The sequence below is a fragment of the Streptacidiphilus sp. EB129 genome (assembly GCF_041262645.1).
Taxonomy (GTDB): Bacteria; Actinomycetota; Actinomycetes; order Streptomycetales; family Streptomycetaceae; genus Streptacidiphilus.
Window position 1 is genome coordinate 72,526 of record NZ_JBGCCS010000010.1, and the last position, 23,130, is coordinate 95,655.

The 23,130-nt window shown below is 70.1% G+C and carries 22 protein-coding genes and 1 pseudogene; 11 read left to right on the forward strand and 12 right to left on the reverse strand.

The window, feature by feature from the left end; all coding sequences use genetic code 11:
- Nucleotides 1-8: 8 nt before the first annotated feature.
- Together ABH925_RS14950 and ABH925_RS14955 are read right to left on the reverse strand one after the other, a co-directional pair.
- Nucleotides 9-653, reverse strand: a complete 645-nt coding sequence (locus tag ABH925_RS14950) for a dihydrofolate reductase family protein (RefSeq protein WP_370148072.1) — start codon at nucleotides 651-653, stop codon at nucleotides 9-11.
- Nucleotides 654-744: 91 nt separating this feature from the next.
- Nucleotides 745-900 (reverse strand): annotated as a pseudogene (locus ABH925_RS14955) (TetR family transcriptional regulator); the annotation flags it as partial.
- A gap of 109 nt (nucleotides 901-1,009) precedes the next feature.
- On the opposite strand from ABH925_RS14955, the gene ABH925_RS14960 reads away from it, so the two are divergent.
- The 3 genes from ABH925_RS14960 to ABH925_RS14970 all read left to right on the forward strand — a co-directional run bounded on the left by ABH925_RS14960 (nucleotide 1,010) and on the right by ABH925_RS14970 (nucleotide 2,455).
- Entirely contained in the window at nucleotides 1,010-1,345 is a 336-nt protein-coding gene (locus ABH925_RS14960) for an ArsR/SmtB family transcription factor (protein WP_370148074.1), read from the forward strand.
- A gap of 1 nt (nucleotide 1,346) precedes the next feature.
- Entirely contained in the window at nucleotides 1,347-2,069 is a 723-nt protein-coding gene (locus ABH925_RS14965; protein WP_370148077.1) for a cation transporter, read from the forward strand.
- A 140-nt stretch (nucleotides 2,070-2,209) separates the two neighbouring features.
- Complete coding sequence (locus tag ABH925_RS14970; RefSeq protein ID WP_370148079.1) at nucleotides 2,210-2,455, forward strand: hypothetical protein; 246 nt, start codon at nucleotides 2,210-2,212, stop codon at nucleotides 2,453-2,455.
- 284 nt (nucleotides 2,456-2,739) lie between these two features.
- On the opposite strand, the gene ABH925_RS14975 is transcribed toward ABH925_RS14970, so the two are convergent.
- On the reverse strand, nucleotides 2,740-3,075 hold the full coding sequence (locus tag ABH925_RS14975; protein WP_370148081.1) for a hypothetical protein: 336 nt from the start codon (nucleotides 3,073-3,075) through the stop codon (nucleotides 2,740-2,742).
- A gap of 322 nt (nucleotides 3,076-3,397) precedes the next feature.
- Entirely contained in the window at nucleotides 3,398-3,775 is a 378-nt protein-coding gene (locus tag ABH925_RS14980) for a hypothetical protein (protein WP_370148083.1), read from the reverse strand.
- Nucleotides 3,776-3,921: 146 nt separating this feature from the next.
- Between ABH925_RS14980 and ABH925_RS14985 the strand changes: the two genes are divergently transcribed.
- Nucleotides 3,922-4,530, forward strand: coding sequence for a putative immunity protein (locus ABH925_RS14985; protein ID WP_370148084.1), 609 nt, complete (start codon nucleotides 3,922-3,924; stop codon nucleotides 4,528-4,530).
- Between the two features lie 246 nt (nucleotides 4,531-4,776).
- Here ABH925_RS14985 and ABH925_RS14990 read toward each other — a convergent pair whose 3' ends face one another.
- Nucleotides 4,777-5,850, reverse strand: coding sequence for an alpha/beta fold hydrolase (locus tag ABH925_RS14990; protein WP_370148087.1), 1,074 nt, complete (start codon nucleotides 5,848-5,850; stop codon nucleotides 4,777-4,779).
- Between the two features lie 142 nt (nucleotides 5,851-5,992).
- Between ABH925_RS14990 and ABH925_RS14995 the strand changes: the two genes are divergently transcribed.
- Nucleotides 5,993-6,730 (forward strand): TetR/AcrR family transcriptional regulator C-terminal domain-containing protein, encoded by a 738-nt coding sequence (locus tag ABH925_RS14995; RefSeq protein WP_370148089.1) that lies wholly within the window; start codon nucleotides 5,993-5,995, stop codon nucleotides 6,728-6,730.
- Nucleotides 6,731-7,063: 333 nt separating this feature from the next.
- Here ABH925_RS14995 and ABH925_RS15000 read toward each other — a convergent pair whose 3' ends face one another.
- Nucleotides 7,064-8,020 (reverse strand): NAD-dependent epimerase/dehydratase family protein, encoded by a 957-nt coding sequence (locus ABH925_RS15000; RefSeq protein ID WP_370148090.1) that lies wholly within the window; start codon nucleotides 8,018-8,020, stop codon nucleotides 7,064-7,066.
- Nucleotides 8,021-8,450: 430 nt separating this feature from the next.
- Here ABH925_RS15000 and ABH925_RS15005 point away from each other — a divergent pair, with 430 nt between their 5' ends.
- From ABH925_RS15005 to ABH925_RS15015, 3 genes are read left to right on the forward strand one after another with little or no spacing between them, the layout of a single operon-like run.
- A complete protein-coding gene (locus ABH925_RS15005; protein WP_370148092.1) occupies nucleotides 8,451-9,605 on the forward strand; it encodes a GNAT family N-acetyltransferase in 1,155 nt (384 codons plus the stop codon).
- Entirely contained in the window at nucleotides 9,602-10,813 is a 1,212-nt protein-coding gene (locus ABH925_RS15010) for an acyl-protein synthase (protein WP_370148094.1), read from the forward strand. The genes ABH925_RS15005 and ABH925_RS15010 overlap by 4 nt, the downstream gene beginning before the upstream one ends.
- Complete coding sequence (locus ABH925_RS15015) at nucleotides 10,810-13,329, forward strand: acyl-CoA reductase (protein WP_370148096.1); 2,520 nt, start codon at nucleotides 10,810-10,812, stop codon at nucleotides 13,327-13,329. Before ABH925_RS15010 ends, ABH925_RS15015 begins: the two co-directional genes overlap by 4 nt.
- Nucleotides 13,330-13,399: 70 nt before the next feature.
- On the opposite strand, the gene ABH925_RS15020 is transcribed toward ABH925_RS15015, so the two are convergent.
- Entirely contained in the window at nucleotides 13,400-14,683 is a 1,284-nt protein-coding gene (locus ABH925_RS15020; protein WP_370148098.1) for a phenylacetate--CoA ligase family protein, read from the reverse strand.
- 149 nt (nucleotides 14,684-14,832) lie between these two features.
- The gene (locus ABH925_RS15025) at nucleotides 14,833-15,531 is read right to left on the reverse strand and encodes an aspartate/glutamate racemase family protein (protein ID WP_370148100.1); all 699 of its coding nucleotides are present in this window, start codon (nucleotides 15,529-15,531) and stop codon (nucleotides 14,833-14,835) included.
- Between the two features lie 359 nt (nucleotides 15,532-15,890).
- Between ABH925_RS15025 and ABH925_RS15030 the strand changes: the two genes are divergently transcribed.
- Both ABH925_RS15030 and ABH925_RS15035 read left to right on the forward strand, forming a co-directional pair.
- On the forward strand, nucleotides 15,891-16,421 hold the full coding sequence (locus ABH925_RS15030) for an RICIN domain-containing protein (RefSeq protein ID WP_370148101.1): 531 nt from the start codon (nucleotides 15,891-15,893) through the stop codon (nucleotides 16,419-16,421).
- Between the two features lie 470 nt (nucleotides 16,422-16,891).
- Complete coding sequence (locus ABH925_RS15035; RefSeq protein ID WP_370148103.1) at nucleotides 16,892-17,332, forward strand: hypothetical protein; 441 nt, start codon at nucleotides 16,892-16,894, stop codon at nucleotides 17,330-17,332.
- 384 nt (nucleotides 17,333-17,716) lie between these two features.
- Here the strand turns inward: ABH925_RS15035 and ABH925_RS15040 are convergent, their stop codons facing one another.
- The 3 genes from ABH925_RS15040 to ABH925_RS15050 all read right to left on the reverse strand — a co-directional run bounded on the left by ABH925_RS15040 (nucleotide 17,717) and on the right by ABH925_RS15050 (nucleotide 21,134).
- Nucleotides 17,717-18,847, reverse strand: coding sequence for a hypothetical protein (locus ABH925_RS15040; protein WP_370148105.1), 1,131 nt, complete (start codon nucleotides 18,845-18,847; stop codon nucleotides 17,717-17,719).
- A gap of 506 nt (nucleotides 18,848-19,353) precedes the next feature.
- Entirely contained in the window at nucleotides 19,354-20,838 is a 1,485-nt protein-coding gene (locus ABH925_RS15045; protein ID WP_370148107.1) for an MFS transporter, read from the reverse strand.
- Nucleotides 20,835-21,134: a hypothetical protein gene (locus ABH925_RS15050; protein ID WP_370148109.1), complete on the reverse strand. Its 300-nt coding sequence runs from the start codon at nucleotides 21,132-21,134 to the stop codon at nucleotides 20,835-20,837. Before ABH925_RS15050 ends, ABH925_RS15045 begins: the two co-directional genes overlap by 4 nt.
- Before the next feature lie 186 nt (nucleotides 21,135-21,320).
- On the opposite strand from ABH925_RS15050, the gene ABH925_RS15055 reads away from it, so the two are divergent.
- Complete coding sequence (locus tag ABH925_RS15055) at nucleotides 21,321-22,349, forward strand: RNA polymerase subunit sigma-70 (RefSeq protein WP_370148111.1); 1,029 nt, start codon at nucleotides 21,321-21,323, stop codon at nucleotides 22,347-22,349.
- Between the two features lie 329 nt (nucleotides 22,350-22,678).
- On the opposite strand, the gene ABH925_RS15060 is transcribed toward ABH925_RS15055, so the two are convergent.
- Complete coding sequence (locus tag ABH925_RS15060; RefSeq protein ID WP_370148113.1) at nucleotides 22,679-22,927, reverse strand: SCO4226 family nickel-binding protein; 249 nt, start codon at nucleotides 22,925-22,927, stop codon at nucleotides 22,679-22,681.
- Nucleotides 22,928-23,130 lie beyond the last annotated feature (203 nt).

Here is a 23,130-nt window from a genome sequence, read left to right on the forward strand (position 1 = left end):
CGGCGGAGCTACGGCCGAGTGAAGGTCAGATGCGTGATGCCGCTGGGTGTCGTCACCGCCTCGACCTGAAACCGCTGCTCCAGCCCTTCCAGCCCGTCCCACAGCCGTTCACCGCGGCCCAGGACGATCGGGACGAGGGCGACGTGGAGGTGGTCGACCAGGTCCTCCGCGAGGAACTGCCTGACCGTGGCCGGACCCCCGCCGATCCGCACATCGAGGCCGCCCGCGGCCTCGCGGGCCTGCCGCAGTGCCTCCTGCGGCGAGGCGTCGACGAAGTGGAAGACCGTGCCGCCCTCCATCTCCAGGGACGGGCGCGGGTGGTGCGTCAGCACGAACACCGGGGTGTGGAACGGCGGGTTCTCCCCCCACCAGCCCTTCCACTCCTCGTCGGTCCACGGGCCGCGCTGCGGCCCGAACTTGTTGCGGCCCATGATCTCCGCACCGATCCCGGGCCCCCAGGTCCAGGCGAGGGCGTCGTCGACACCGCTGCCGCCGCCGGCCATACCGTGCATCTCGTTGAAGGCCCGGGTCTGAAGAAACCACTCGACCAGCCGAGTCCCGGCATGCCCGAACGGGGCCTGCGGCCCCTGTCCCTCCCCGGCGGCGAACCCGTCCAGCGACACGCTGAAGTTGTGGACTCGAACACGCGACATGACACTCACGTCCCTCACTCGGACTCCATGGCCACACCGAGCCTAGACGCGCCCACTGACATTGAGCCCGCGCCACGGCGCGGCGCCCGCATACGGGCTGGCTGTACTCGCTGCGCTCGGCCAGTCGGCGGGCGGCGACCGCGTCCCACCCCTGCTGCTCGGCGAGCTCCCGGGCCGTCGCCACGATGAGGCGCTCGCGCTCCGCCCGTTCGCGTTCCTTCTCGGTTGGCTGTAGCTCCCCCCTCAAGGGTCCGGGTGCCCGCAGCCGCAACGCGGCAGCCCCACCCCGAGCAGGCAGCACCCGGGCTAATTGTGCAGGATTTCGTGAATTCAGGATTCACTGTACTGTCTGGTCTGTGCTGACTCCCGCCCCCGACATCGAGGCGCTGGCGCGGTTCGGCCGTGCCCTGGCCGACCCGATCCGCTGCCGCATCCTCCTCGCGCTGCGCGAGGCCCCGGCCCACCCGGCCGACCTCGCCGACGCCCTGGAGATCTCCCGGACCCGACTGTCGAACCACCTGGCCTGTCTGCGTGATTGCGGCCTGGTCGTGGCGGTCCCGGTCGGCCGCCGGACCCGCTACGAGCTGGCCGGCGAACGGCTCGGGCACGCCCTGGACGACCTGCGCACCGCCGTGCTGGCGGTCGAGGCCGACAGGACCTGCCCGGACGCCGAGACCAAGGGCTGCTGCTGAGATGGCCGTCGGGATCGCCATCGGCCCGGGCCCCTCCCCGGCACGCCGGGAGGCGCTGGCACGCCGGATACGGCTGCTGGTCGCGGCCACCATCACCTACAACGTCATCGAGGCGGTCGTCGCGGTCACCGCAGGGACGGCCGCCTCCTCCACGGCACTGGTCGGCTTCGGCCTGGACTCCGTCATCGAGGTCTCCTCCGCAGCCGCGGTCGCCTGGCAGTTCTCCGCCCGCGAGCACGCCGTGCGCCAGGCCAGGGAGAAGACCACTCTGCGCATCATCGCGCTGTCCTTCCTCGCCTTGGCCGCCTACGTCGGGGTCGACGCGGCGCGGGCGCTCGCGGGGAGCGGTGCCGCCGAACGCTCCGTTCCCGGCATCGCCATCGCCGCACTGTCCCTGGCCGTCATGCCGTTCCTGTCCGCCGCCCAGCGCAAGGCGGGCCGCGAACTGGGCTCCGCCTCGGCGGTCGCCGACTCCCAGCAGACCCTGCTGTGCACCTACCTGTCGGCCGTCCTGCTGGTGGGCCTGGCCCTCAATGCCACCCTCGGCTGGTCCTGGGCCGACCCACTCGCCGGCCTCGTCATCGCCGCCATCGCGCTCAAGGAAGCCCGCAACGCCTGGCAGGGCAAGGGCTGCTGCGCGCCGGGCGCCACCACAGCGCCACCGCACGCCGCGGCCCCGGCAGATGCGTGCGCCTGCCGCCCCAGCTGCGAGTGCTGCACCTGACAGGGCGGCGTCAAACGGCGCCGAGACCGCAAAAACGGGCAGCACTCCCCCGCTCGGCCGGACGGTCACGCGCCCCGTGCGAGATCCTTCACACCCCGATTCTTTGGCCACCCGAGTCACCCCGAGCAACAATCAACCCCATGCCCTCCAAACCCGACGACTTCGCCACCTGGCTCACCAACCGCGCCCAGGAAGCCGGACACGACACCAACACGCCGGCGAAGGGCCAGGCCATCGCTGCGATTGCCACCCTCGCGAGCATCAACGGACTGACCATCGCGGACGCCGAAGGCATCGCCGACGTGCTCGACGTCACCCCCAACGAGGTCGCAGCCGCGCACATCGCCGCCGGCGAGTCCGCACAGCAAGACGCCCCGCACCAGTAGGGGCAGGGCGCCCGTGACGTCCGCGTCAGGCCGGGACGATGAAGAATTCACCCGCAGCAACCCGCCGGTTTGACGGGCGCGTTCTCGCCCCAAGTACGCGGTCTTGGGGTACGTGCGGAGTTCCACCATGGTTGCGGGTCTTCGATGCTTCCATCAAACCCGGCGCGGTTCAGGCCGTCGGGCAACCAGGCTGGGATCCGGTCGAGGTCGTCGTGGCGCTCGGGCCGCACGCCGGTGTGGACCAGGGTCGCGTTGCAGTGGTGGAGCCATCCGCAAGCTCCGTTTCAGCCGCCCGGCCTGACCGCACGGTGTACGTCGTCGGCGTAGGCCTCGGGCTGTTCCCAGGCTGCGAAGTGGCCGCCGGCAGGGTGTTCCACATAGTCGCAGACGTTCAGGAACGCCTCGGCGTAGCTTCGCGGCTCCGGTTCGAGGTCGCGCGGGAACACGGCGAGCACGGTTGACGTGTCGATCCGGTCAGGGAGGGTGACCGGTTCGACATAGGTGGAGAAAAAGGTGTCGATCGTGCCGGTGACCCAGTAGGCGGTGACCCAGGTGAGAAGCTCATCCGGAGTGAAGGCCGACTCGTCGGACGTCGACTGCTGTTTCTCGATGATCCACACCGCGAGGCCGGCGGGTGAGTCGCAGAGGGCGACGGCGAGCGTGGTCGGCCGCGTCGACTGCTCCGCAATGTACCCGCCCTCGGTCCGGAACCATTGCGCCGACCGGCGCAGGTAGGCCGCCGCGTCGGGAGCGAGCTTCGCCGGGTCCGCCGTGAGTGCACGCTACGGGGCAATGTTTGTGAGGTTGCAGGGCAGCCAGGGCCTCGCCTGCGGTGCCGGCCCTGACGGCCGGCCTGGCGCATCAGCCGGGCCACCCGGCGGCGTCCGCACTGCTTGCCGTCCTGCTGGACTCGACTTTCCTCGTCCTGGCGGGTTTGCGGGGTCACGCGGCGTAGTCGGCGCTGGCTGCGGCCCATGCCTGTTGGACGGTGCGGATTACCGTAGCGGTGGGCTGACCGGGGTGGGTGGGCATCAATCGAGCGGCGATGATCCTGCGGCGCACGATCCGGTGGGACAGGGAGATGCCCAGGATGTCGGGGTTCCAGCGGGCCTGGGAGAAGAAGGCGTGCGCACGGTCGTGCGACCAGACGCGCGTCAAGCCGGCGCCGGAGAGCATCCCGGTCACCGTCGACTGGCCGGTCTGCGCGATCGACCCGGTGACCAGCGCGGAGAACGTGGCGAACGTCGGGGTCGTGAAACTGCCCCCGACCAACTTCAAGGCGGCGAACAGCGAACTGGGTACGGTCAGATCCGGAAGCATCGGCGGGTCCCTCCCCGGAGGAGACGAAAGCACCGCCGATGCCTCTCTGCCGTTCCGGGCGATCAGCCCGCAACCGCCGCAAACCCCACGATCAGGCGTACACCATCACGCCTGCGACAGCGGCGAAGGTCGAGCAAGATGAAGCCATGGCAACCGAAGCGGCTGAGTTCGTTCTGAGCATCGAGGATCTGCGCCAGGTCACCGCCTTTGCCGAGGCGTGTGCGCGGGAGGCGCTTGAGATCTTCGAAGCGGAGCGGCCGGACGACACGCGGCCTCGCTACGCGGTCAACACCGCACGGGAGTTCGCCAGGGGCGGCAAGCGCGGGAAAGCGCTGCGCAATGCGGCTTGGGCGGCGCTCAAGGCAGCCAAGGAAGCGGACGCCGCCGCAGCCGAGGCAGCGCGTGCGGCGATGGCGGCGGCGGGCGCCGCCTACTTGCACCCGTTGCCGAACGCCACCCAGGTCAAGCACATTCTCGGGTCGGCAGCGCACGCGGCCAGGGCGGCCGAGCTCGCCGCCGGTGACGATCGGGCTGTCGGCGACGAACATGTCACGAAGGCGGTGCGCCACGCGGCCCCGGCGCTCGTCGACGTGCTCAAGCGCTATCCGGTGGCGCCGGCCGGCGGCGGACGTATTGGCGAACTGACTCGCCTGTTGGACACTGCCCTCCGCCGCCGAGCGTCGTGCTGGAGTCCTGGGCGATCAGCCCGCAACCGCCGCGCCATCGAGGATGCGAGCGAGCAGGAACCCGTCTGACGCCACCGGCCGGTGAGCAACGTCGCCGGATCAGCCACGGCTTCTGGACTGTCGAGGTAGTCCTGAGCGCGGACAGTGCGGGCCAGCGTGCTCAGGATGAGGTTGGGTCCCGGTTCTTCTGCAAGCTGCACGTCTACCGGGCCCGCAAGGGTGCGGAGAGCAACGCGAACGTCGAGGCGACCGGCGCGCAGCTGTAGATCGCCGCGCGCACCGCGGCCGCGGTGGGCCGGCTCTGTGTCACGCTCCCTACCGGGTGCTGTCGAGACAGGGCAGGACGCGGGTCAGGAGGAAGTCGAGGAAGAGCTCGGGCCGCTTGTAGACGGCGAAGTGGCCGGCATCCTCGATCAGGGCGAACTCCTTGACCGGTGCCTGGACGTCGTCGAAGAAGGCGCGGGCACGAGTGGGGGTGTTCACCAGGTCGCAGGCGCCCTGGACGACGAAGAACGGGACGTCGAACCGGGTGCCGTCCGCCCAGTCATCGAGGGAGGCAGTGCCCGGCAGCACGGGCGCGGAGACCATGAAACTCTTGAAGAAGGTGATGATCTCGCGCAGGGAGTGCAGCGGCGAATACCACAGCGACTTCATCACCACGGACTTCATCGCGGCGAAGGTGTGCGGATCGGTGGCGGAGGCGAAGCGGTTGAAGTGGCTGAACTGCTCGGCACTCCAGAGCCGCTGATCCGGTCCCATCTCGCGTACGGCGGCGAGTTCCTTCTTCTTGCCTGCCTGCCTCAGCCGGTCCAACGCGGCGTAGTAGTCGGAGGCGTCCCGGCCGCCATCGAAGATCTTCTGGTCGGTGCCGATGTACGCGCTGACCAGTTCGGGGCGGCTGCGCGCGATACGCATCGCTATGGCACTGCCGAAGGAGCACCCCATCAGGACGACCCGCTGCACGCCGAGCCGCGCCCGTACGTGTTCCACCACTTCCACGGCATCCTGCAACAGCCGGTCGAACGTCATGTCCCCCTGGCTGTCGGCGCCGGAGCCGCGCAGGGTCTTTCCGGTGCCGCGCATGTCCCAGCGCACCAGGGTCACATGGCGCTCCCAGTCGCGGGAGACGTTGGCCAGGATCGAGTTGGACGATCCGGGACCGCCGTGCAGTTCCACCACGACCGGGTTGGCGCGGTCCTCGCCCCGCAGGGAGAGCCACTGCTCAAGCCCGCCGATCCGCACGAAGTCCTGCTCGTCGATGCCGTGGCTGCTGGTGATGCGCAGGCGGCGGGCATTGCCGGAGCGAACGATCGCGCGGCGGGCGAGGAGGCCGGCAGCGGGGGTGGCAACAGTAGCGCAGGCGGCGGCGGTGATGAGGGGAGCGAGCATGGAAACCTCCAGAAGCTGCGAATCCAGAAACTGTGTATGTGCTACACGGTTAATTACTGTGTATCTTATACACAGTTGCTGGGTGGGTGGCAACACCCCTCACGCCCCTGGGCAGCCCGTCCGCAGAAAGGAGGCCGGTACCGTGCCGGCGAACAAGGAGAGCAACCGGGATCCGGGCGCCAGCCTCGCGCTGCTGTGGGGCGCTGCCGACAGTCGCCCGCGGCGGGGACCGAAGCCGAAGTTCACGCCCGCTCAAGTGGCCCGCTGTGGCGTCGAGATCGCCGATGCAGAGGGGCTTGAGGCCCTCGCCATGCAGCGGGTGGCCGAGATGCTCGGACTCACCACGATGGCCCTCTACCGCTATGTCCCCGGCAAGCCCGACCTCGTCGACCTGATGGTTGACACGGTGCTCAGCGATCCGCCCGATCTCGGCCGTGTCCCGGGCGACTGGCGCACCCGCCTCGAAGCCTGGGCCCGCGCCTGCTGGGGTGTCTACCGCGCCCACCCCTGGCTTCTGACCGCGACGGGCCTACGACGACATGCCATGGGCCCGCACCAGGTGGCCTGGCTGGACACGGCCCTGGCCGCACTCGAACCGTCCGGGCTCACCGCCCGCCAGCGTCACGACGCTGCGATCCTCGTCCTGAGTCTGGTGCGCAACCTCACCCAGCAGGTGCTCGACACCACCGAGGAGGGGGACGAGGAATGGGACCGCCTCACCACTCAGCAACTCGCCATGCACGCCGACCGGTTTCCCGCCCTCGCCCGGGCCGTAGCCGAGGGAGCCTTCACCCCCACCGACGACGACCCCCTCACCTTTGGCCTCACCTGCGTACTCGACGGCATCCAAGGACTCGTGGAATCCGCCGCGCGCGCATAGCCGCCATCGCATGCCGCCCATCAGCTCCCCGCCGGCCGCACCCACCAACCACACGTCGGATAACCACGGCCGACGGATTCCGAACCTGTCGAAATCACGGCGAGGCGGTGGGCGCGGCGGACTCGCATCGGCACGCGTCCAGGTTGAGAAATGGAGGCGGGAAGGGCCCGCCCGGTGCGCGAATGGCGCGTCACGTACCGGGCGGGGCAGGGCGTCGGGCGCCGCGCGAGTGTGTCAGCCTGCGGCGCGGCCCGGCACGCGAAACCGCGCACACGCGGCTGCGGGACAGCCGCACCCGTCCGTGCGTGACGGCGCCGGTCGACCGGCTTTTGGTCAGGTCTGGGCCAGCAGGGCTGCCTCCTCAGCCGCGGACAGGCCGTGGCCCAGCGGGGGCTCGCCTCGCTCGCGGTCCCAGTCGAGGATGTCGGCGATGGTGTCGGCGAGCGGGGTGGCCGGCATGCCCGCAGCGCGGGCCCGGGCCGCGGAGCGCTGCAGGCTCGGCCACATGTCTTTGGTGCGGACCAGCGGGAAGAACGGCCCGACCGCGTCGGGATCCACCGGGACCACCTCGACCTCGGTACCCGCCACCTGGGCGCAGGTCCCGATGAGTTCGCCCAGCGTGGTCGGCTCGGCCGGGCCGACCGCCTGGAAGGCGCCGGGGCGCTGGTCCGCGAGCAGCCGCAGCACGAACCGGGCCAGGTCGCGGGAGTCGACCAGCTGCACCGGCTGCTCGGGTCGGCCCGGCAGGGCCACCCGGCCGCCGCGCGCGGCCCGCCGGACCCAGTAGGTCAGGCCGGGCTGCTCGTCGTACCGGCCGGCCACCTTGCACGGCCGGACGATGGTGGCCCGCTCGCCGTACCGGGCCTGGACGTCGTCCTCGCAGGCGACCTTGTTCGCGCCGTAGGTCACGTTGTCCAGCTTCTCGGTGCCGCGCTCCGGAGGGCGCCTCGGGGCGTCCTCGTCCTGGCCCGCGACGGCGCCCTCGGGGGCGTACACGGCGTGGCTGGAGATGAACAGGTAACGGCCCACCCGGTCGCCCAGCGCGTGCATCGCCTGCCCGACATGGCGCGGCACATAGCCGCTGACGTCGACCACGGCGTCCCAACTGCCGCCCCGCAGAGCGGCATAGTCGCCGCTGTCACGGTCCCCGACGAGTCGGGGCACCCCGGGGAACAGCCCGGTCCCGGTTCTGCCCCGGCCGAACAGGGTGACCTCCGCCCCCTCGCGCAGCACGTCCGCCACGATGGCCCGGCCCACGAACGACGTCCCACCCAGCACGAGTATCCGCATGACCCAGACGCTACCGGGGCACAGCTCCACCCGGAGGCAGAGCGAACGCCCCCTCCCAGGACCGCCTCCGGCAGGGGCAGGCGGCGCGCGAGCGGGCCACGGGACCGGCGCGAGCAAGGTCGGCGCGGACGTCGGGCTGGACTTACGTCAGATCTGTCCGGAAACAGTTCCTGCGGACCAGTGGGCCGCAGCAGATTGCGCGCGAACTGTGATCCTGGTCGCATCGCCCAGAAATCAGCGCTGGTCACAAGATTGAGGCATGATCAGCTTCTGCCGCGAGGCGCTATTGTGAAGAGGTCGGGCAGCTCAGGGGCTGCTGACTTCTCCCGTTCACATCCGCGCCCCACCGGGTTTCGTATGCGAACGCGAGAATCCGATTCACCGTGTGCCCGCGCGATCCGCGGCGCATCAGTTCTTTGGGGGAGGTACCTTGCCCTACGCTTTCACCAGTGTTCATCTCGATGATGTCGATGGATTGCTGGCGCTCTACCGGCGGGTGTACGGACGCACCTACGCACTGCCGCTGGGAACCGACCCGGAGGTCATGGCACGCGAGATAGCGTCGCCGTCGACCACCTGGCTGGTCGCCAGGGAGCCCGGGAGCGGGCGGATCGTCGGGTCCATCGTCGGGACGCTGGACCCGGACGAGGCACTCGGCAAGCTCCAGGGCCTGGTCGTCCACCCGGACGCCCGCGGCTCCGGCCTGGCCCACCAGGCGGTCGGTCAGCTCAGCGAACGGATGCTGAGCGGGGATCAGCCCGCCGACTCCGTCTACGGCACCGCCCGCACCAACGCCACGGCGCCGCAACGGATCTGCCTGAGCAACGGCTTCCACCCGCTGGGCATGTTCCCCAACCTCCGCAAGGCCGAGCGGCACGAGACCATGGTGCTGCTGGCCCGCTACCGCGACGGCGTGCTGGACCGCAGACTGCCGGTGCCCCGCGTCCCGGTGGAACTCGGCGGGCTGGTCCGGGCGCTGAACGGCGCCCTCGGCCGACCGGACCTGCCGCTGCCGGAGATCGTGGACGAGCCGCTGAGCCGCGCGCGCGGCCACCGGTCCGGCAGCGGGCGCGAGGTGGAACTCATCAACGCTCCCCAGTTTGTACTGCGCCGGATGGCGGAGTCGGTTCCTGATCCCCAGCGCCGCTTCTACCCCTTCCATGAGCCCAATCTGCTGCTCAGCGCGGTGGACGGAGCCTATGAGCTGTTCGCCCAGCTGAACCTCTCGGACGGCTACTGCACGCTGATCGGCGCCTCCCCCGACCTCGCCGCCCTCGGCGAGGACCTCGGGGCGCTGATCAACCAACTTGCCGTCTACGGCGCCTCCTACGTCGAGACACTGCTGCCGATGGACTGCTACGACGAGCTGCGACTGCTGCTCGCGCACGGCTTCCTCCCGGTCGCCGCGTACCCGGCGATGCGCCGGCAGGCCGACGGATTCCGCGACTACGTCGTGATGGCGCGCACCATGCATCCGCTCGACTTCCGCGGCCTGGCCATCGACGCGGCCTTCCAGTCCTTCACCGAGCAGTACATCGAGCTGTGGAAGCAGCAGTACCTCGACACCCATGGGGTTTTCCAGTGAACCAGCCCGCTCCCGCACCCTCCCTGTCCGACCGGTACCTGCAGCCGGTCTCGGTGCCCGATCCCACCGCACTCGCGCACGTCCAGCAGTTGCTCGACATCGCCGAGCCCTATGCCGTGGGCCAGGAGAGCGACCGGCTCTTCACCGAGGCGATGAACGAGTCCAACGCCTGGCACGCCGCCCGCTCCCCGTTCTTCGAGCGGCTGTCGGCTTCGGCCGGCCTGGCCGGCCGGTCCGGCCGGCCGCTCGCCGGCATCGACGAGCTGGACCGGCTGCCCTTCGTGCACGCCAACTTCTTCAAGGCGCACGAGGTGGTCTCGGTCCCACGCGAGGAGGTGAAGCTCAACGTCACCTCTTCGGGCACCACCGGCCAGAAATCGCAGATGTTCTTCGATGAGTGGACGCTGCGGTCCGGACAGCGCATGGTCGCCCGGATCCTCGACTCCTACGGCTGGATCGGCTCGGAGCAGCCGGTGAACTACCTGCTCTCCAACTACCAGCCGCGTCCCGGTCTCAACCTGGGGACCTCCTTCACCGACGAGTACCTGTGCCACTTCGCCCCGGTCAACTCGGTCGAGTACGCGTTGAAGCACACCGGCAGCACCCATGAATTCGACCCCTTCGGCTGCGTGCGCGCCCTGCTGCGCTTCGCGGAGGAGGGCGCGCCGGTGCGGATTCTCGGCTTCCCCGCCTTCCTCTCCTTCACCTTGGACCGGATGCGTGAACTCGGGCTGCCGCCGGTGCGGTTGAACCCGGAGTCGCTGGTGCTGTTCGGCGGCGGCTGGAAGGGTCACGCGGACAGGCAGGTCGCCAAGCCGGAGCTGTACCGGCGGATCCACGAGCAACTCGGCATCCCCGACGAACGGATCCGGGACGGGTTCGGCGCGGTCGAGCACTCGGTGCTCTACCTGGAGTGCGCCAACCACAACCTGCATGTGCCCACCTGGTCGCGGCTGCTGGTCCGCGACGTGCGCACGCTCGCACCGCTGCCGTTCGGCGAGCGCGGCTACGCACAGTTCATCTCGCCCTACATCACCTCGGTCCCGGCCCAGTCCGTGCTGATGGGAGACCTGGTGTCGCAGCACTCGCCGCAGGACTGCGGCTGCGGGCTGCCCACGCCCTGGTTCACCGTGCACGGCCGGGCCGGACTCAGCCGGAACCGCAGCTGCGCAATCGCCGCCGCCGAACTGCTCAAGGGGACCTCATGACCGCCGATCAGCACTACTGGCAGGGCGAGTGGGTCGACGAGGCCGAGGCCGACCGGCGGCTCGACCTGCTCGACGGCTACGTCAGGGATGCGCTCACCGAGCGCTTCAGCCCCCTGGTCGTGCTGGCGGCCTGCGACCGGCTGGCCGTCGCGCTGGCCGACCCCGCCAGCGCGCAGTCCGTGCGGCTGGCGGCCCGGCTCCGCGAGGCGGAGATCACGGACGCGGAGGCGGAGCGCACGCTGACCGACATCTCCGAGGCGCTCTCCAGGGAGGCCCTGGAGACCAAGCTGATGCGGGAGCTGGGCGGTATCGACCCGGGCCGGCTGGCCCGCTTCGACTTCCGCAGGGAGATCTTCGAGGGCTGGCTGCCGGTCGGCCTGCTGGTCCATGTCGCGCCGGGCAACGCCCCGGCGGCCGGGGCGCTCAGCGTGGTCGAGGGGTTGATGGCGGGGAACATCAACGCCATCAAGACCAGCGGCACGGGCCGGTTCACCCATGCCCTGCTGTCCGAACTCGCCGACCTCGACCCGACCGGCAGCATCGCCGCCCGGGTGATCGTGCTCGGCTTCCCGTCCTCGCGCACCAGCTGGCTGGAGCGGCTGTGCGGCGCCGCCGACGCGGTCGCGGCCTGGGGCGGCGAGGAGGCCCTCGCGGGCGTCGCGGCCCTGGTGCCGCCGGGCTGCCGCCTGGTCGACTGGGGGCCCAAGCTCTCCTTCGGCTATCTCACCGCCGACGCCTGGTCCGACCGTTCCACCCTGCTGGGCATCGTCGACGACATCTGCCGGCTGGACCAGCAGGCCTGCTCGAGCCCCCAGGTCGTCTATCTGGACACCGACGATCCGGAGCAGGTCTTCGCCTTCGCCGAACGGTTCGCGGCCGTACTGGCCGAGACCGTCCCCGGCCTGAAGCCCGCCCTGCCGGGGCTGCTGGAAGGCGCGGAGATCACCAACACCGTGCTGGTGGCCAGGCTGGAGGAGCACCTCGGCCTCACCAGGGTGCACGCCGCCCCGGACGGCAGCTGGCACGTCCTGGCGGACACCCGTGCCGCACTGCGGGCCTCGCCGCTGTTCCGCACGGTGTGGGTGAAGCCGTTGCCGCGCAAGGAGATCACCGCGGTGCTGCGGCCGATGCGCCGCTACCTGCAGACCGTCGGGATCGGCGCGAACCGGGCCGACACCGCCGAACTGGCCGGTGCCGTCCTGGCGGCCGGGGCGCAGCGGGTGACCGTCCCCGGCGAAATGCTGAGCAGCTACGACGGGGAGCCGCACGACGGCGTGTACGCGCTGCAACGCTACAGCCGTCGGGTGGATGTGCAGCTGGACGCCAGGTTCGCCGGTGACGCCTGTCTGGACGACCTGGTCGGCGCACGCGAACTGCTGCCGCCGCAGGTGCCGGTGACCGCCAAGAGCGAGTTCGAGCTGCTGCAGACCGACCTGAGCCGGGCCGAGGTCTTCTTCCGCAGCGGCGGCAGCTCGGGCGCGCCCAAGCTGTCCGCGTTCAGTTGGGACGACTACCACGAGCACATGCGCTCCGGGGCCGAGGGGCTGCTGGCGGCGGGCTTCCAGCCGCGTGGCGACCGGGCGATGAACCTGTTCTTCGGCGGCCAGCTCTACGGCGGGTTCCTCAGCTTCTACTCGGTACTGGAGACCCTCCAGGCCGTGCAGTTCCCGATGGCGGCCCAGGACGACCATGCGGCGGTGGCCCGCTCCATCGCGGAGCACCGCGTGGACACGCTGTTCGGTATGCCCAACTACCTGCTGCGGGTCTTCACCGAGGGCGCGGACGTGCTGCGCGAGTATCGGGGTGTGCGCAAGGTCTTCTTCGGCGGCGAGCACTTTCCCGAGCGGCAACGAGCCTGGCTGCGTGACGAGTTCGGGGTGGAGCTGATCAGGTCCGCCGCCTACGGCAGCGTGGACGCGGGCCCGTTGGGCTACCAGTGCCAGGAGGCGCCGGCCAGGGTGCACCACCTGTTCAGCGGCCTGCAGACATTGGAGATCCTGGCTCTGGAGGAGGACCGTCCGGCGCCGGCGGGAGAGGCCGGGCGACTGGTGTTCACCGCACACACCCGCCGCGGCCAGCGCCTGGACCGCTATGAGATCGGCGACCTGGGACGCTGGATGGAGGGCGACTGCGCCTGCGGTCGTCGCACCCCGCGCTTCGAACTGCTCGGCCGGTTCGGCGACATCTTCCGCAGCGGCAGCCACTTCCTCAACTACCGGCGGTTCGTCACGGTCGCGGAGGAGGCCTTCGACCACCGGGGCGCCCTGCAGATCCTGCTCGACGAGGACGACTCCGGTGAGTCGCTGACGGTCCGTCTGGAGCAGGGCGGTGTGACGGACAGCGCTGCGCTGGCGCGGTCCTTCCTGGCCGAGTACGTCGAGCTGGCGGCGGCGGTGGAACGCGACCGGCTGGTGTCCCTGCAGATCGAGACGGCCCCGGCCGAGTCGTTCGAGCGGACGGCGGGCAGTGGCAAGCTGCTCGCGGTGGTGGACCGACGCATCCGCAACCGCTCGTAGCACGCACCTGCTCGTAGCACCCGGCTGCAGGGGCGGGACAGCGGTCGCTGTCCCGCCCCTGCGGCGCTTCTCAGCCCGTCGTCCGCCCCATCCGCTCGTCGATCAGCCGGACCAGCTTCCCGGTCCTCGGGTTGACGGTCAGCCCGTCCGGGCCGACCCACTCCACCGCCAGCGGATGGATCAGCCCGAGCCGCACATGGTCGGGGAAGACGGGCCGCGCGGCATCCAGTTGGGCTGCGATTCCGCGCTCCAGGGTCCGCAGCGCGGCCGGGTCGGCCTGCGCCGCCGACCCGGCCAGGCGCAGCACCAGCTCGTCCTTGGCCTCCCGGTGGCGCAGCACCACCTGCAGGTCGCCCACCTGCCGCTGCTGGTCGGCCCGTTCCACCACCGCGCGCAGGTCCTCCAGGTAGACGGTGACCGGTCCGACCCGGGCGCCCTCCTCGGAGCGGCCGAGCAGCCGAAAGCGGCGCCGCGGGAAGTCGACCCACTCGGCGACGTCACCTGCGGGGTAGCGGATCACCGGCATCAGCCGCCGCACCAGGTCGGTGGCCACCAGCCGACCGGGCCGCCCCGGTTCCTCGATCGGCGCCCCGGTCTCGGCGTCCAGCAGCTCGACCACCTTGTCCGGGCTGAAGACCTCGTGGATGCGGGTGTCCGGCTCCCCGGCGACGGGCGCGGCCAGAATGCCCGCGTCCACGCTCGCGTAGCCGATGGAACGTACCTGCGCGCCGGGGAAGGCCCGGTCGAGCAGCGCGAGTTGGTCGCCGTAGAAGGCCTCCCCGCTGAACAGCACCAAGCGGATGCCGGGCAGCGAACCCACCGTGTCGGTGACCTCCCGGGCAAGTCGGCACAACGAGGTCGGCGGCGCGGCCACCACCGTCGCGGCGCAGTCGCGCAAGGTGCCGATCACATAGTCGAGCGGTGCGGCACCGCCGATCGGCAGCTGGACGGTGGGGACGGCCGCCTCCTGCAGGCAGTTCAGGGTGAAGACGAAGCTGGAGTACAACTCCCCGGCGTAGAAGAGGTTCGCCACCCGGTCGCCCGCGAGCAGGCCCGCGGCCGGCAGTCCGTCACCGAAGCGGCGGCTCATCGCACGCCACTCGTCCCGGGTGTAGACGGAGACCCGGGGTGCCCCGGTGGTGCCGCCGGTCTTGATGACGATGCCGTCCGTGTGCGGCTCGGTCAACACCTGGCTGGCGTTGAGGGTGTTGGCCGCCCAGTAGGCCGAGTGGTCGGTCAGCGGCAGTTCGGTGAGATCCGACACATCGTCAGCGACATCGCGGTACAGCTCTCGGTAGAAGGGCGACTGTTCTCGGACGAACCGGATGAACTCGGCTATCTGCGAACCATTCATCTGTTCCAGCTCCTTAGGTTGGCAAAGGAGCAATCCTACCGATCAGCAATGACGGGTCGGGGCACGCTGACTGTGCCTCAGCAATGGTCGGCCGCAGCCCCGTACGCGATGCCCGGCCGGACGAGGCATATTCGCATGCGACCCGGGAGCTACCCTCCTGGTGTGAGTGCGGCGGTGACGGCGGCCTCGGCGTGCAGGCGGGTGGTGGCGAAGACAGGGACGGGGCTGTGTTCCGGGCGGATGAGGAGTTCGATCTCGGTACAACCGAGGACGATGCCCTCCGCGCCGGAGGCCACCAGCCTGCTGATCACCTCGCCGTAGGCTGATCGGGACTCCTCCCGGACGATGCCGAGGCATAGCTCCTCGTAGATCACTCGATGGACCACGGCCCGGTCGTCCGCGTCGGGAACGAGGACCTCCAGGCCGTGCCCGGCCAGGCGGTGGCGGTAGAAGTCCTGCTCCATGGTGAACGCGGTGCCCAACAATCCCACACGGCGTAGACCCGCGGTCCGCACCGCAGCCGCCGTCGTGTCGGCCAGATGCAGCAGCGGGATGTCGACCGCCGCCTCCACCTGGTCGGCGACTTTGTGCATGGTATTGGTGCAGATCAGCAACAGGTCCGCACCGGCGGCCTGCAGGGACCGGGCGGCGTCGGCAAGTGCTTCGCCCGCCTCATCCCAGCGCCCGGCCACCTGCAGCCGCTCGATCTCGGCGAAATCGACCGAGTACAGCACGCACCTGGCCGAGTGGAGGCCACCCAGCCGCTCCCGGGTCAGCTCGTTGAGTAGCCGGTAGTACTCGGCCGTCGACTCCCAGCTCATGCCGCCGATCAACCCGATGGTCTTCATCGCCTCACTCTCGCATACCCCTCATCATCGCCGACCACCATGCTGTCGAGTTGAGGGTCCGGGCGACACCCTGCCTTCGGAGTGCTACTACGGGGTCTGTCTTACGAGAGCAACGACACCCCGATCAGCTGACCGCCCAAGCCGGACTTGGACTCCGCTGGCGATGAGTCATCGTCGGGGCGGGCAGGGCGTATGCCCTGCCCGCCCTGCCCTGACCCTGGTCGGGTGTACAGGTGGCCATTCGTACAACCGGGATCGGGGATCACCCGTTCGTGGGATTCCAGCCGGAGTCGACGATCGATAGGTTCGTACCCGAATTCGACATCATGTCGATGCGTCACACGGGCATGGGAGAACACATGCGCACGATCACCGCCCTCGTCCTGGCCCTCGGTCTGGCCGCACTCGCCGCGCCACCGGCTTCCGCGGCGCCCATGGTGGATCCGCCGTCGGGCTACACCAAGCTGGTCAACCTGAACTCCGACAAGTGCGCCGATGTCGAGAACTGGTCCAAGGACGAGGGCGCCGTTGTGCATCAGTGGAGCTGCCGCCTCGATAACGATGCCAACCAGTGGTGGGGGTTCGCTCCGTCCGGTGTGCCCGGCTACTGGAACGTGGTGAACCTCAACAGCAACATGTGCCTCGACGTCGACGGCCCGTCGGACGCCGACCGCGCTGTCATCCACCAGTGGCACTGCTACAACGGCCCCAGCCAACAGTGGCGCCTCGACGATGCCGGCGGCGGGTACTTCAAGCTCGTCGACCGTAACAGCGGCAAATGCATGGACGTCGACAACTGGTCCACCGCCGACGGCGCCACCATCCACCAATGGAGCTGCCGCGAGGTCAACGACGCGAACCAGAAGTGGCGCTTCTTCACCACGACCTGATCCCCGCCCCGCCGCCGTCCACTGCCATCGAACGTCGCTGCGGGGATCGAGGTGGCCTCCGTGGTCCCTGGTGGACCCTCACCAGCGTCCCCGGCATCGGGGCGTGGACCGCCGCCGAGACGCTCCAGCGCTGCAACGGCGACGCGGCTGCCGTCTCGGTCGGCGATTTCCACCTGGCCAACCAGGTCGGGTTCGTCCGCACCGGGCGCGCCAGGAGCACCGACGAGCAGATGCTCGAGCTCCTGACCGTCTACCCAGGCCACCGGCACCGGGTCTGCCGCCTGATCCCATTGAGCGCAAGCCGCCCCCCGCGGTTAGGTCCGCGACTCGCACCGGCCGATCACCGGCGACGTTGAGGGAGCCGGGGCAGGTGTGGCTGGTTGGCCAGGTGTCGCAGTCTTGTCGGCCGGTGTTGAGAGTTGCCGAGGCCTGGTGCGCGGGGTGGCGGCCGGGCAGGCTACCTTGTTCGGGTGAGTCTCCTCGATGATGTGGCCGGGCGCGACGGCTGGCGATGCTGGGTGTGCGACGAGCCGGTCGACCCCGGCATGTCGGTGAACGACGCGCGGGGGCCCAGCGTTGACAGCCGGACCGCCGACCGGAAGGCCAAGGTCGCCGAGCGGCTCGCGCACCGTGGGTGCAACTCCCGCAAGGGCGCGGTCAAGGTGGTCATCGCGTGGCCGGACCGCCTGTACGTGGTCGAACCCGCGCCGCTGATCACGGTTGCCGGGAGGCTGGAGCGCAAGGGGGGCCGCGAGATGGTGGGCCGTTGTCCGACCAGGAAGAACGCCCAAGAGGCGGCGGACTGGCTGGTGGACCGGTTCTCCCGACTGGTACCGGGGCTGGCGGTGACCGCCGGCGTCGAGGCGGGCGGCGGCCAGTTCCTCGTCATCCTGGCCACCGGCCGCCGCTGACCGCGTGCCCTGGCAGCAGAGGTCATCGTGCTGACCCTGACGACCGGGTAACGTCCCGTTTCCCACACGTGACACAACCGCGAAGCCCTGACCGCCTGGGCGGGCGTGGCAGCTCGTGGCTGGCGGGGTTGCCGTCGGCGGTCTTTCCGTCATAGGCGTGCGCCAGATTCGGGTACCGCTGCCGCCACTCGAACCGGAGCAGGTGGACGAAGGCGTGGTGGCCCCAGAACAGCGGGTCGGCTCGCAGGGCGGGGAATCCTGACCGAGATCGAGCAGGGGCTGTTCACCCTGCCACGGCCGTAGCCCCTCCAGCGAGCGGGCAGCCAGCCTGCTCAACCCAACCGATGGCCGCAGCGACAGGGGTGTTCACAGCCATCCCCTGCATCAAGGTCGCCGCCACCACCGTCGCCGAGTACCAACGATCGGCCGCGCCTTTCCGACCGGGCGTCGCCCCTGCTCGGGTGCCCTCATCTCGTACCGCTGCCGCATCCTCTCGTCCCCAAGCTTGTCAGCCCCCCGCATCGCCTCGGTGCGTACCGAGGATCCGATGTATGAGAGTTGACGGGCGAGTACATCGGCCCCAGTGAGTACGACCCGGGCCAGTGGATCGGCCGGGTTGAGAGCCGCGGCCAGGACGAAGGTCTCCGCGGCGAGCACCTGCCCCGGAGTTGATTCACGCCAATCCGGAGACTTCTCCAAGGCTGCTCTCGCCACCTGGAGTGCGCGCCACGCCGCCTCACCGTCGCCGGCCGCGTGTTCGCGTTTCGCCACCTCGCAGTAGGCCCAGAAGACCTGTGTACCCGGGTCGGGCAGGGCGGCGCGACGCCAGGCGGCGTCGGCTGCGGCGCGCTGGTCTCCGAGGTCGGTGTAGACGTCGATCAGGACGTGCAGCGTGTACGTGTCCTCGACACGCCCCGTCATCCACTCGTCCAGCATCATTCTGGCCAGCGGAATGTCCCCGACGACCAGAGCCCGTCTGATGCCCTCTTGCGGCTCCCCCAACTCGGGTTCCGGATCGGCTGGATAGGTGATCCCGGGCCCGACCCACAGGCTCGGCTCCAGCTCGTTGCGCCAGTAGTCGTCCGTCCGGATGCGCCGCAGGATCTCGTCGCGTTCAGGCCGGTCGCTTCCCCGTACCTCGGCCAGAACCGCGTCGGTCCCCGCAGCGGCCAGGTAGTGGTCGAAACCCGTCCATGTCGCCACGTGAGGAACAGGCCACGCCGTCAGTACCGTCAGCGCCTCGAACAACTGCCACACATCTTCGGCTTTGCGACCGAGGGCAAGCAGGTGAATTGCCCGGCCGTGCTCGGGCGACCCGCCCACCTTCCACGCCCTGCGGGCGTCCTGCGTCTCCCACTGGAGCAGGTGCCGTAGCAGCGGCAGATCCTCGCTGCGCCAGTCGTACTGGATCGCCCACAGCAGCCGCGCCCTGAGCGTGGGCTGATGCTCCGCGTCCGCCCACGCCGCCTCGTCCGATCGCATCCGTTCCAGCGCCTCACACCCCGGCGCGAGCAACGCCTCCCACCCCCTGGTCGCCACAGTCCGCGACTCTGCCACCTCAGCGGGTCCGGTGCCAGGGGCCAACATCGGTCGTGCGAGTCCAGTCGCTCGCCGATGCGCAGGAGGAACGACTCCACGCCGCCACTGATCAACAGGCCTGATCCCGGCTCAAAGACGAATCGGGCAGAGACTCACATCCCACCCTCCGACAGCCCTGACAGCCCTGACAGCCCTGACAGCCCTGACAGCCCTGACAGCCCTGACGGAGCGTGACATCACGGTGCCACTCCAGGCGACGGGTGAGCCGCGAGGCAACTCCGGCCCGGCGCGCCGCCCTTGGTCGTTTCCAGCCCTTTGCCTGGCTCTGGCGGTTGTGTGCGGCCACCCCGCTCGCCCGCGCCCGCAGCACCCGCGGCCTGACCGCGCGACAAGAAGCGGTCCTCGACCGGTCTGGTTGCGCGCCCGCCGGTGAAGGAAATCCCAGGACGGCGTTGGGCGCCGTCCCGGGATTGTGGTGGCTGTTATGCGGGGTCGTAGGAGAGTTGCGGGTTCTGTTGGGGTTCTGATGTGGCGGATTCGCCGCGGGTGTTGGAGGCGCGCAGCGCGATGGCTCCGGCTACCAGGAGGCAGAGGGCGCTGACGAGCAGGGCCTGCTGGAATCCGGCGGTGAGTGCCTCCTTGGGCGGGGTGTGGGCGGCCAGCAGGTGGTTGGTGCGGCTGGCCGCGATTCCGCTGAACACCGCCAGGCCGAGCGCTGACCCGAGCTGGAACGAGGCGGTGATCAGGGCCGCGGCCAGTCCGGCCTGGTCCTGCGGAACGCCCGCGTTCGCGGCTGTCTGCACACCGGCGTACAGCAGTCCCAGCCCGGCCCCCATGATCACCAGCGGGGCGAGCAGGTTGCCGAGATAGGTGCCGTCCACCGGGATGCGGGACAGCCAGAAGATGCCGCCGGCGGCGAGCAGCGCGCCGGTGACGATGATCGGACGGGTACCGGTCCGGATGAACATCTTCGTCGCCATGGTGGAGCCGAACCCGATGCCGACGCTCACCGGCACGTACGAGAGCCCGGACTGCAGCTGGGAGTAGCCCAGTACGTTCTGCATGTAGAGGGTGACGAAGAAGAACATCGAGTAGAACCCGGCCCAGGCGATCACCTGGGTGGCGTCGGCCGCGGCCAGGCCCTTGATCCGGAAGATCGACAGCGGGACCAGCGGATGGGCGCGCCGCTGCTCGTTGACCAGGAACGCGACCATCAGCGCCGCCGAGACGGCCAGCCCGCCGATCGTACGGCCCGAACCCCAGCCGTCATTCGGCGCCTGCACCAATGTGAAGATCAGCAGCAGCATGCCGGCGGTGGCCAGCACCGCGCCGAAGGCGTCGAAACCGCCCGGCACGGACCGGCCGTGGTCAGCCTCAAGGATCCGCAGCGCCCCGAACAGCACCAGCGCGGACATCGGGAGGTTCACGAAGAACACCCACCGCCAGCCGAAGTCCTCGGTGAGCACGCCGCCGAACAACAGCCCGGCCGCCGAGGCCATCCCGCTGATCCCGGCCCACACCCCGAGCGCCTTGTGCCGGTCAGAGTCCTGGAAGGTGGTGGTCAGGATGGACAGCGCGGCCGGGGACATCATCGCCGCCCCGAAGCCCTGAGCGAGTCGGCCGCCGACCAGCAGCCCCTGGTTGTCGGCCAACCCGCAGGCCAGCGAGGAGACGGCGAACAGCGCGGTCCCGGCGATCAGCAGCCGTCGCCGGCCCAGCAGGTCGGCGGCGCGGCCGCCCAGCAGCAGGAACCCGCCGTACGTGATCAGATAGCCGCTGACCACCCACTGCAGGTTCTGCACCGAGAACCCGAGGTGGGAACGGATGGTCGGCAGCGCGACGTTCACGATCGCGCCGTCCATGACGTCCAGGAACGTCACCGCGCACAGCAGCGCCAGCGTGACCCTGCCACGCCCGGTCGCCAGGAACGACCCCTGCGGCGGCGCCGAGCTCATCGCCTCGCTCATGACCCGGAAACTTCCAACACCGGGCCGACCTCGACCCCGCCGCCGACCCGCATCACCGGGCAGTCCTTGGCCAGCGCCAGCGCGGAGCCCAGGTCCTCGGCGGACACCACCGAGTAGGCGACCATCCGGGACCCGCTGCCGCCGACCTCGCCCACCGAGGCGTACTCGGTCACTGCATTGCCGACGTCCACCAGGGCCGAGCCCAGGGAGCCGAACCAGGCACGCCACGCGGCCGGCGTCTCGGCGCCCGGCGCATAGTCGGAAGGCACACGGAACGAGAAAACGTAGTTGGTCATGAGCTGTGATCCTGTCCTGAGTTCCGGGGCGCGCCCCCCACTGGGACCGCCTCCAACCAGGTAGACGCCGCCTTCCCGCCCGAATTGGGCGCGCGCAGACCGCCCAATTCGCCAAACCGGCGGCGTCTATATCGTGAGTGAGCCGAACACGCCCTACAGAACGAAGAAAAGCGAGGATGCACGCCGATGGAGACGGACACCACGGACCTGATCGCTCGGGCTCGGGCCGGCGACCACAACGCCTTCCGCGACCTGGTCCAGGGGCACTCCCACGAACTGCAGGTGCACTGCTACCGCATCCTCGGGTCGCTGCAGGACGCCGAGGACGCACTCCAGGAGACCCTCGTGTCCGCCTGGCGTAATCTCGACGAGTTCGGCCAGCGGTCCTCGCTCCGGACCTGGCTCTACAAGATCGCGACCAACCGGTGCCTGAGCATGTTGCGCGCCGACAGCCGACGCCCCCGCAACGCTCCGCTGGCGCCCCGAGACCACCTGCCCGAACCCACCAGCGCCGGGGACGCCCCGCCCTGGCTGGAGCCCTACCCCGATGTACTGCTCGACCACCTCGTCGACCAGCGCCCCGGACCGGAGGCCCGCTACGAGACCACCGAGGCGATCTCGCTCGCGTTCATCACCGCCCTGCAGCTGCTACCCCCACGGCAGCGTGCCGTACTGGTGCTGCGCGACGTCCTGGGCTATCACGCCGCCGAAGTCGCCCAGATGCTCGATGCCACCCAGGAATCGGTTCAAAGCGCCCTCAAACGCGCGCGGGCTGGCGTCGACAGCCACCTCGCCGACTCCAGCAGCCGCAGGCCTGCACGCCAACCCGACACCGCGGCCGAACACCGGCTCGTCGCCCGGCTCACCGACGCCCTGGAACGCGCCGACCTGGACGCCCTGATCGAACTGCTGGTCACCGACGTGAGAGTCTCCATGCCCCCGGCCCTGCTGGAATTCCGCGGCATCGAAGCAGCCCAGCGCTTCTTCGCCGCCGCCACCTTCCGCCCCGGCCGCACCTACCGCGTGCTACCCACCCGCGCCAACGGCCAGCCCGCCCTCGGCGTGTACCTGGCAGACCCCCACGCCAGGGTCCTCCACGCGTACGCCCTCCTGGTCGTCACCACCGCCGACGACCACATCACCGCCATCACCGGCTTCACCCCCAACGTCATGACGCTCTTCGGACTACCCCGAACCCTTCCCGAAGCCGATTGACAGACCTCCGGCGAGCACCCTGTTGTTCCGCGGGTGCGGCGGACACCGGCCCGGGGTGCCGGCCTCTCGGCCTCGGCGCCGGGGCACGGGCGCAGCCGGGCGCTCTGCGGCGGCCTGACGGGGCGTGCGCGGTCAGCACCTCCGCGCGGACCTTCGCCGTCGACCCGCCCGTTCGCGCGGGGCCGCCTCGCCCCCGGACCATCCTGCACAGGCTGGTCCGGGGGCGTTCACCCGTGGGAACAACAGCTACCGGCTGTCCCAATCTGGCATCTTCAACGCCCCGCCGGCAGGCGTGCGCCGACCGCTCCGGCCCGCCCCGGGACCGGAGGTCAGACGCGGAGCGGGACCGGGTGGATCTCATCGGCGGGGTGGCCGGTCCGGTCGTGGATGCGCCTGACCGCATCCGCCGACGGGGCCTCGGAGAGGCAGTACACGTTGCCCGAGGCGGGGTCGGCCCAGGCCTGTTCGAAGTGCACACCCTCCTCCCCCTCGATCGCCAGGTCCGCCCGGTGCGCCTCCATGAGCTGGTCAGCCGTGATCCCGACCATGCCGTGGTGAACGTCCATGAATGTGGCCATCGCTACTGCACCTCCTGCGGTCGTCTCGGGCCTCGCCGCCCCTGCGCCGCCCGCCCGGGTGTGCGCGGGCAATGCCATCGAGACCCCTGGATACGACCCATGGTGCGCCCAGCGAAGGAAGATCGCCATCGCCGGATGCAGGCGGCCACCGTGGCACCGATCCCTCGTACCCGACGCTGTCGGGGATCCTGGAAATCAGGCGT

Excerpts from the sequence above, each read along its gene's own strand:
- ABH925_RS14950 (WP_370148072.1), bottom strand. The coding sequence starts at position 653 with ATGTCGCGTGTTCGAGTCCACAACTTCAGCGTGTCGCTGGACGGGTTC.
- ABH925_RS14965 (WP_370148077.1), top strand. The coding sequence starts at position 1,347 with ATGGCCGTCGGGATCGCCATCGGCCCGGGCCCCTCCCCGGCACGCCGG.
- ABH925_RS14970 (WP_370148079.1), top strand. The coding sequence starts at position 2,210 with ATGCCCTCCAAACCCGACGACTTCGCCACCTGGCTCACCAACCGCGCC.
- ABH925_RS14980 (WP_370148083.1), bottom strand. The coding sequence starts at position 3,775 with ATGCTTCCGGATCTGACCGTACCCAGTTCGCTGTTCGCCGCCTTGAAG.
- ABH925_RS14985 (WP_370148084.1), top strand. The coding sequence starts at position 3,922 with ATGGCAACCGAAGCGGCTGAGTTCGTTCTGAGCATCGAGGATCTGCGC.
- ABH925_RS14990 (WP_370148087.1), bottom strand. The coding sequence starts at position 5,850 with ATGCTCGCTCCCCTCATCACCGCCGCCGCCTGCGCTACTGTTGCCACC.
- ABH925_RS15000 (WP_370148090.1), bottom strand. The coding sequence starts at position 8,020 with ATGCGGATACTCGTGCTGGGTGGGACGTCGTTCGTGGGCCGGGCCATC.
- ABH925_RS15015 (WP_370148096.1), top strand. The coding sequence starts at position 10,810 with ATGACCGCCGATCAGCACTACTGGCAGGGCGAGTGGGTCGACGAGGCC.
- ABH925_RS15020 (WP_370148098.1), bottom strand. The coding sequence starts at position 14,683 with ATGAATGGTTCGCAGATAGCCGAGTTCATCCGGTTCGTCCGAGAACAG.
- ABH925_RS15025 (WP_370148100.1), bottom strand. The coding sequence starts at position 15,531 with ATGAAGACCATCGGGTTGATCGGCGGCATGAGCTGGGAGTCGACGGCC.
- ABH925_RS15030 (WP_370148101.1), top strand. The coding sequence starts at position 15,891 with ATGCGCACGATCACCGCCCTCGTCCTGGCCCTCGGTCTGGCCGCACTC.
- ABH925_RS15045 (WP_370148107.1), bottom strand. The coding sequence starts at position 20,838 with ATGAGCGAGGCGATGAGCTCGGCGCCGCCGCAGGGGTCGTTCCTGGCG.
- ABH925_RS15050 (WP_370148109.1), bottom strand. The coding sequence starts at position 21,134 with ATGACCAACTACGTTTTCTCGTTCCGTGTGCCTTCCGACTATGCGCCG.
- ABH925_RS15055 (WP_370148111.1), top strand. The coding sequence starts at position 21,321 with ATGGAGACGGACACCACGGACCTGATCGCTCGGGCTCGGGCCGGCGAC.
- ABH925_RS15060 (WP_370148113.1), bottom strand. The coding sequence starts at position 22,927 with ATGGCCACATTCATGGACGTTCACCACGGCATGGTCGGGATCACGGCT.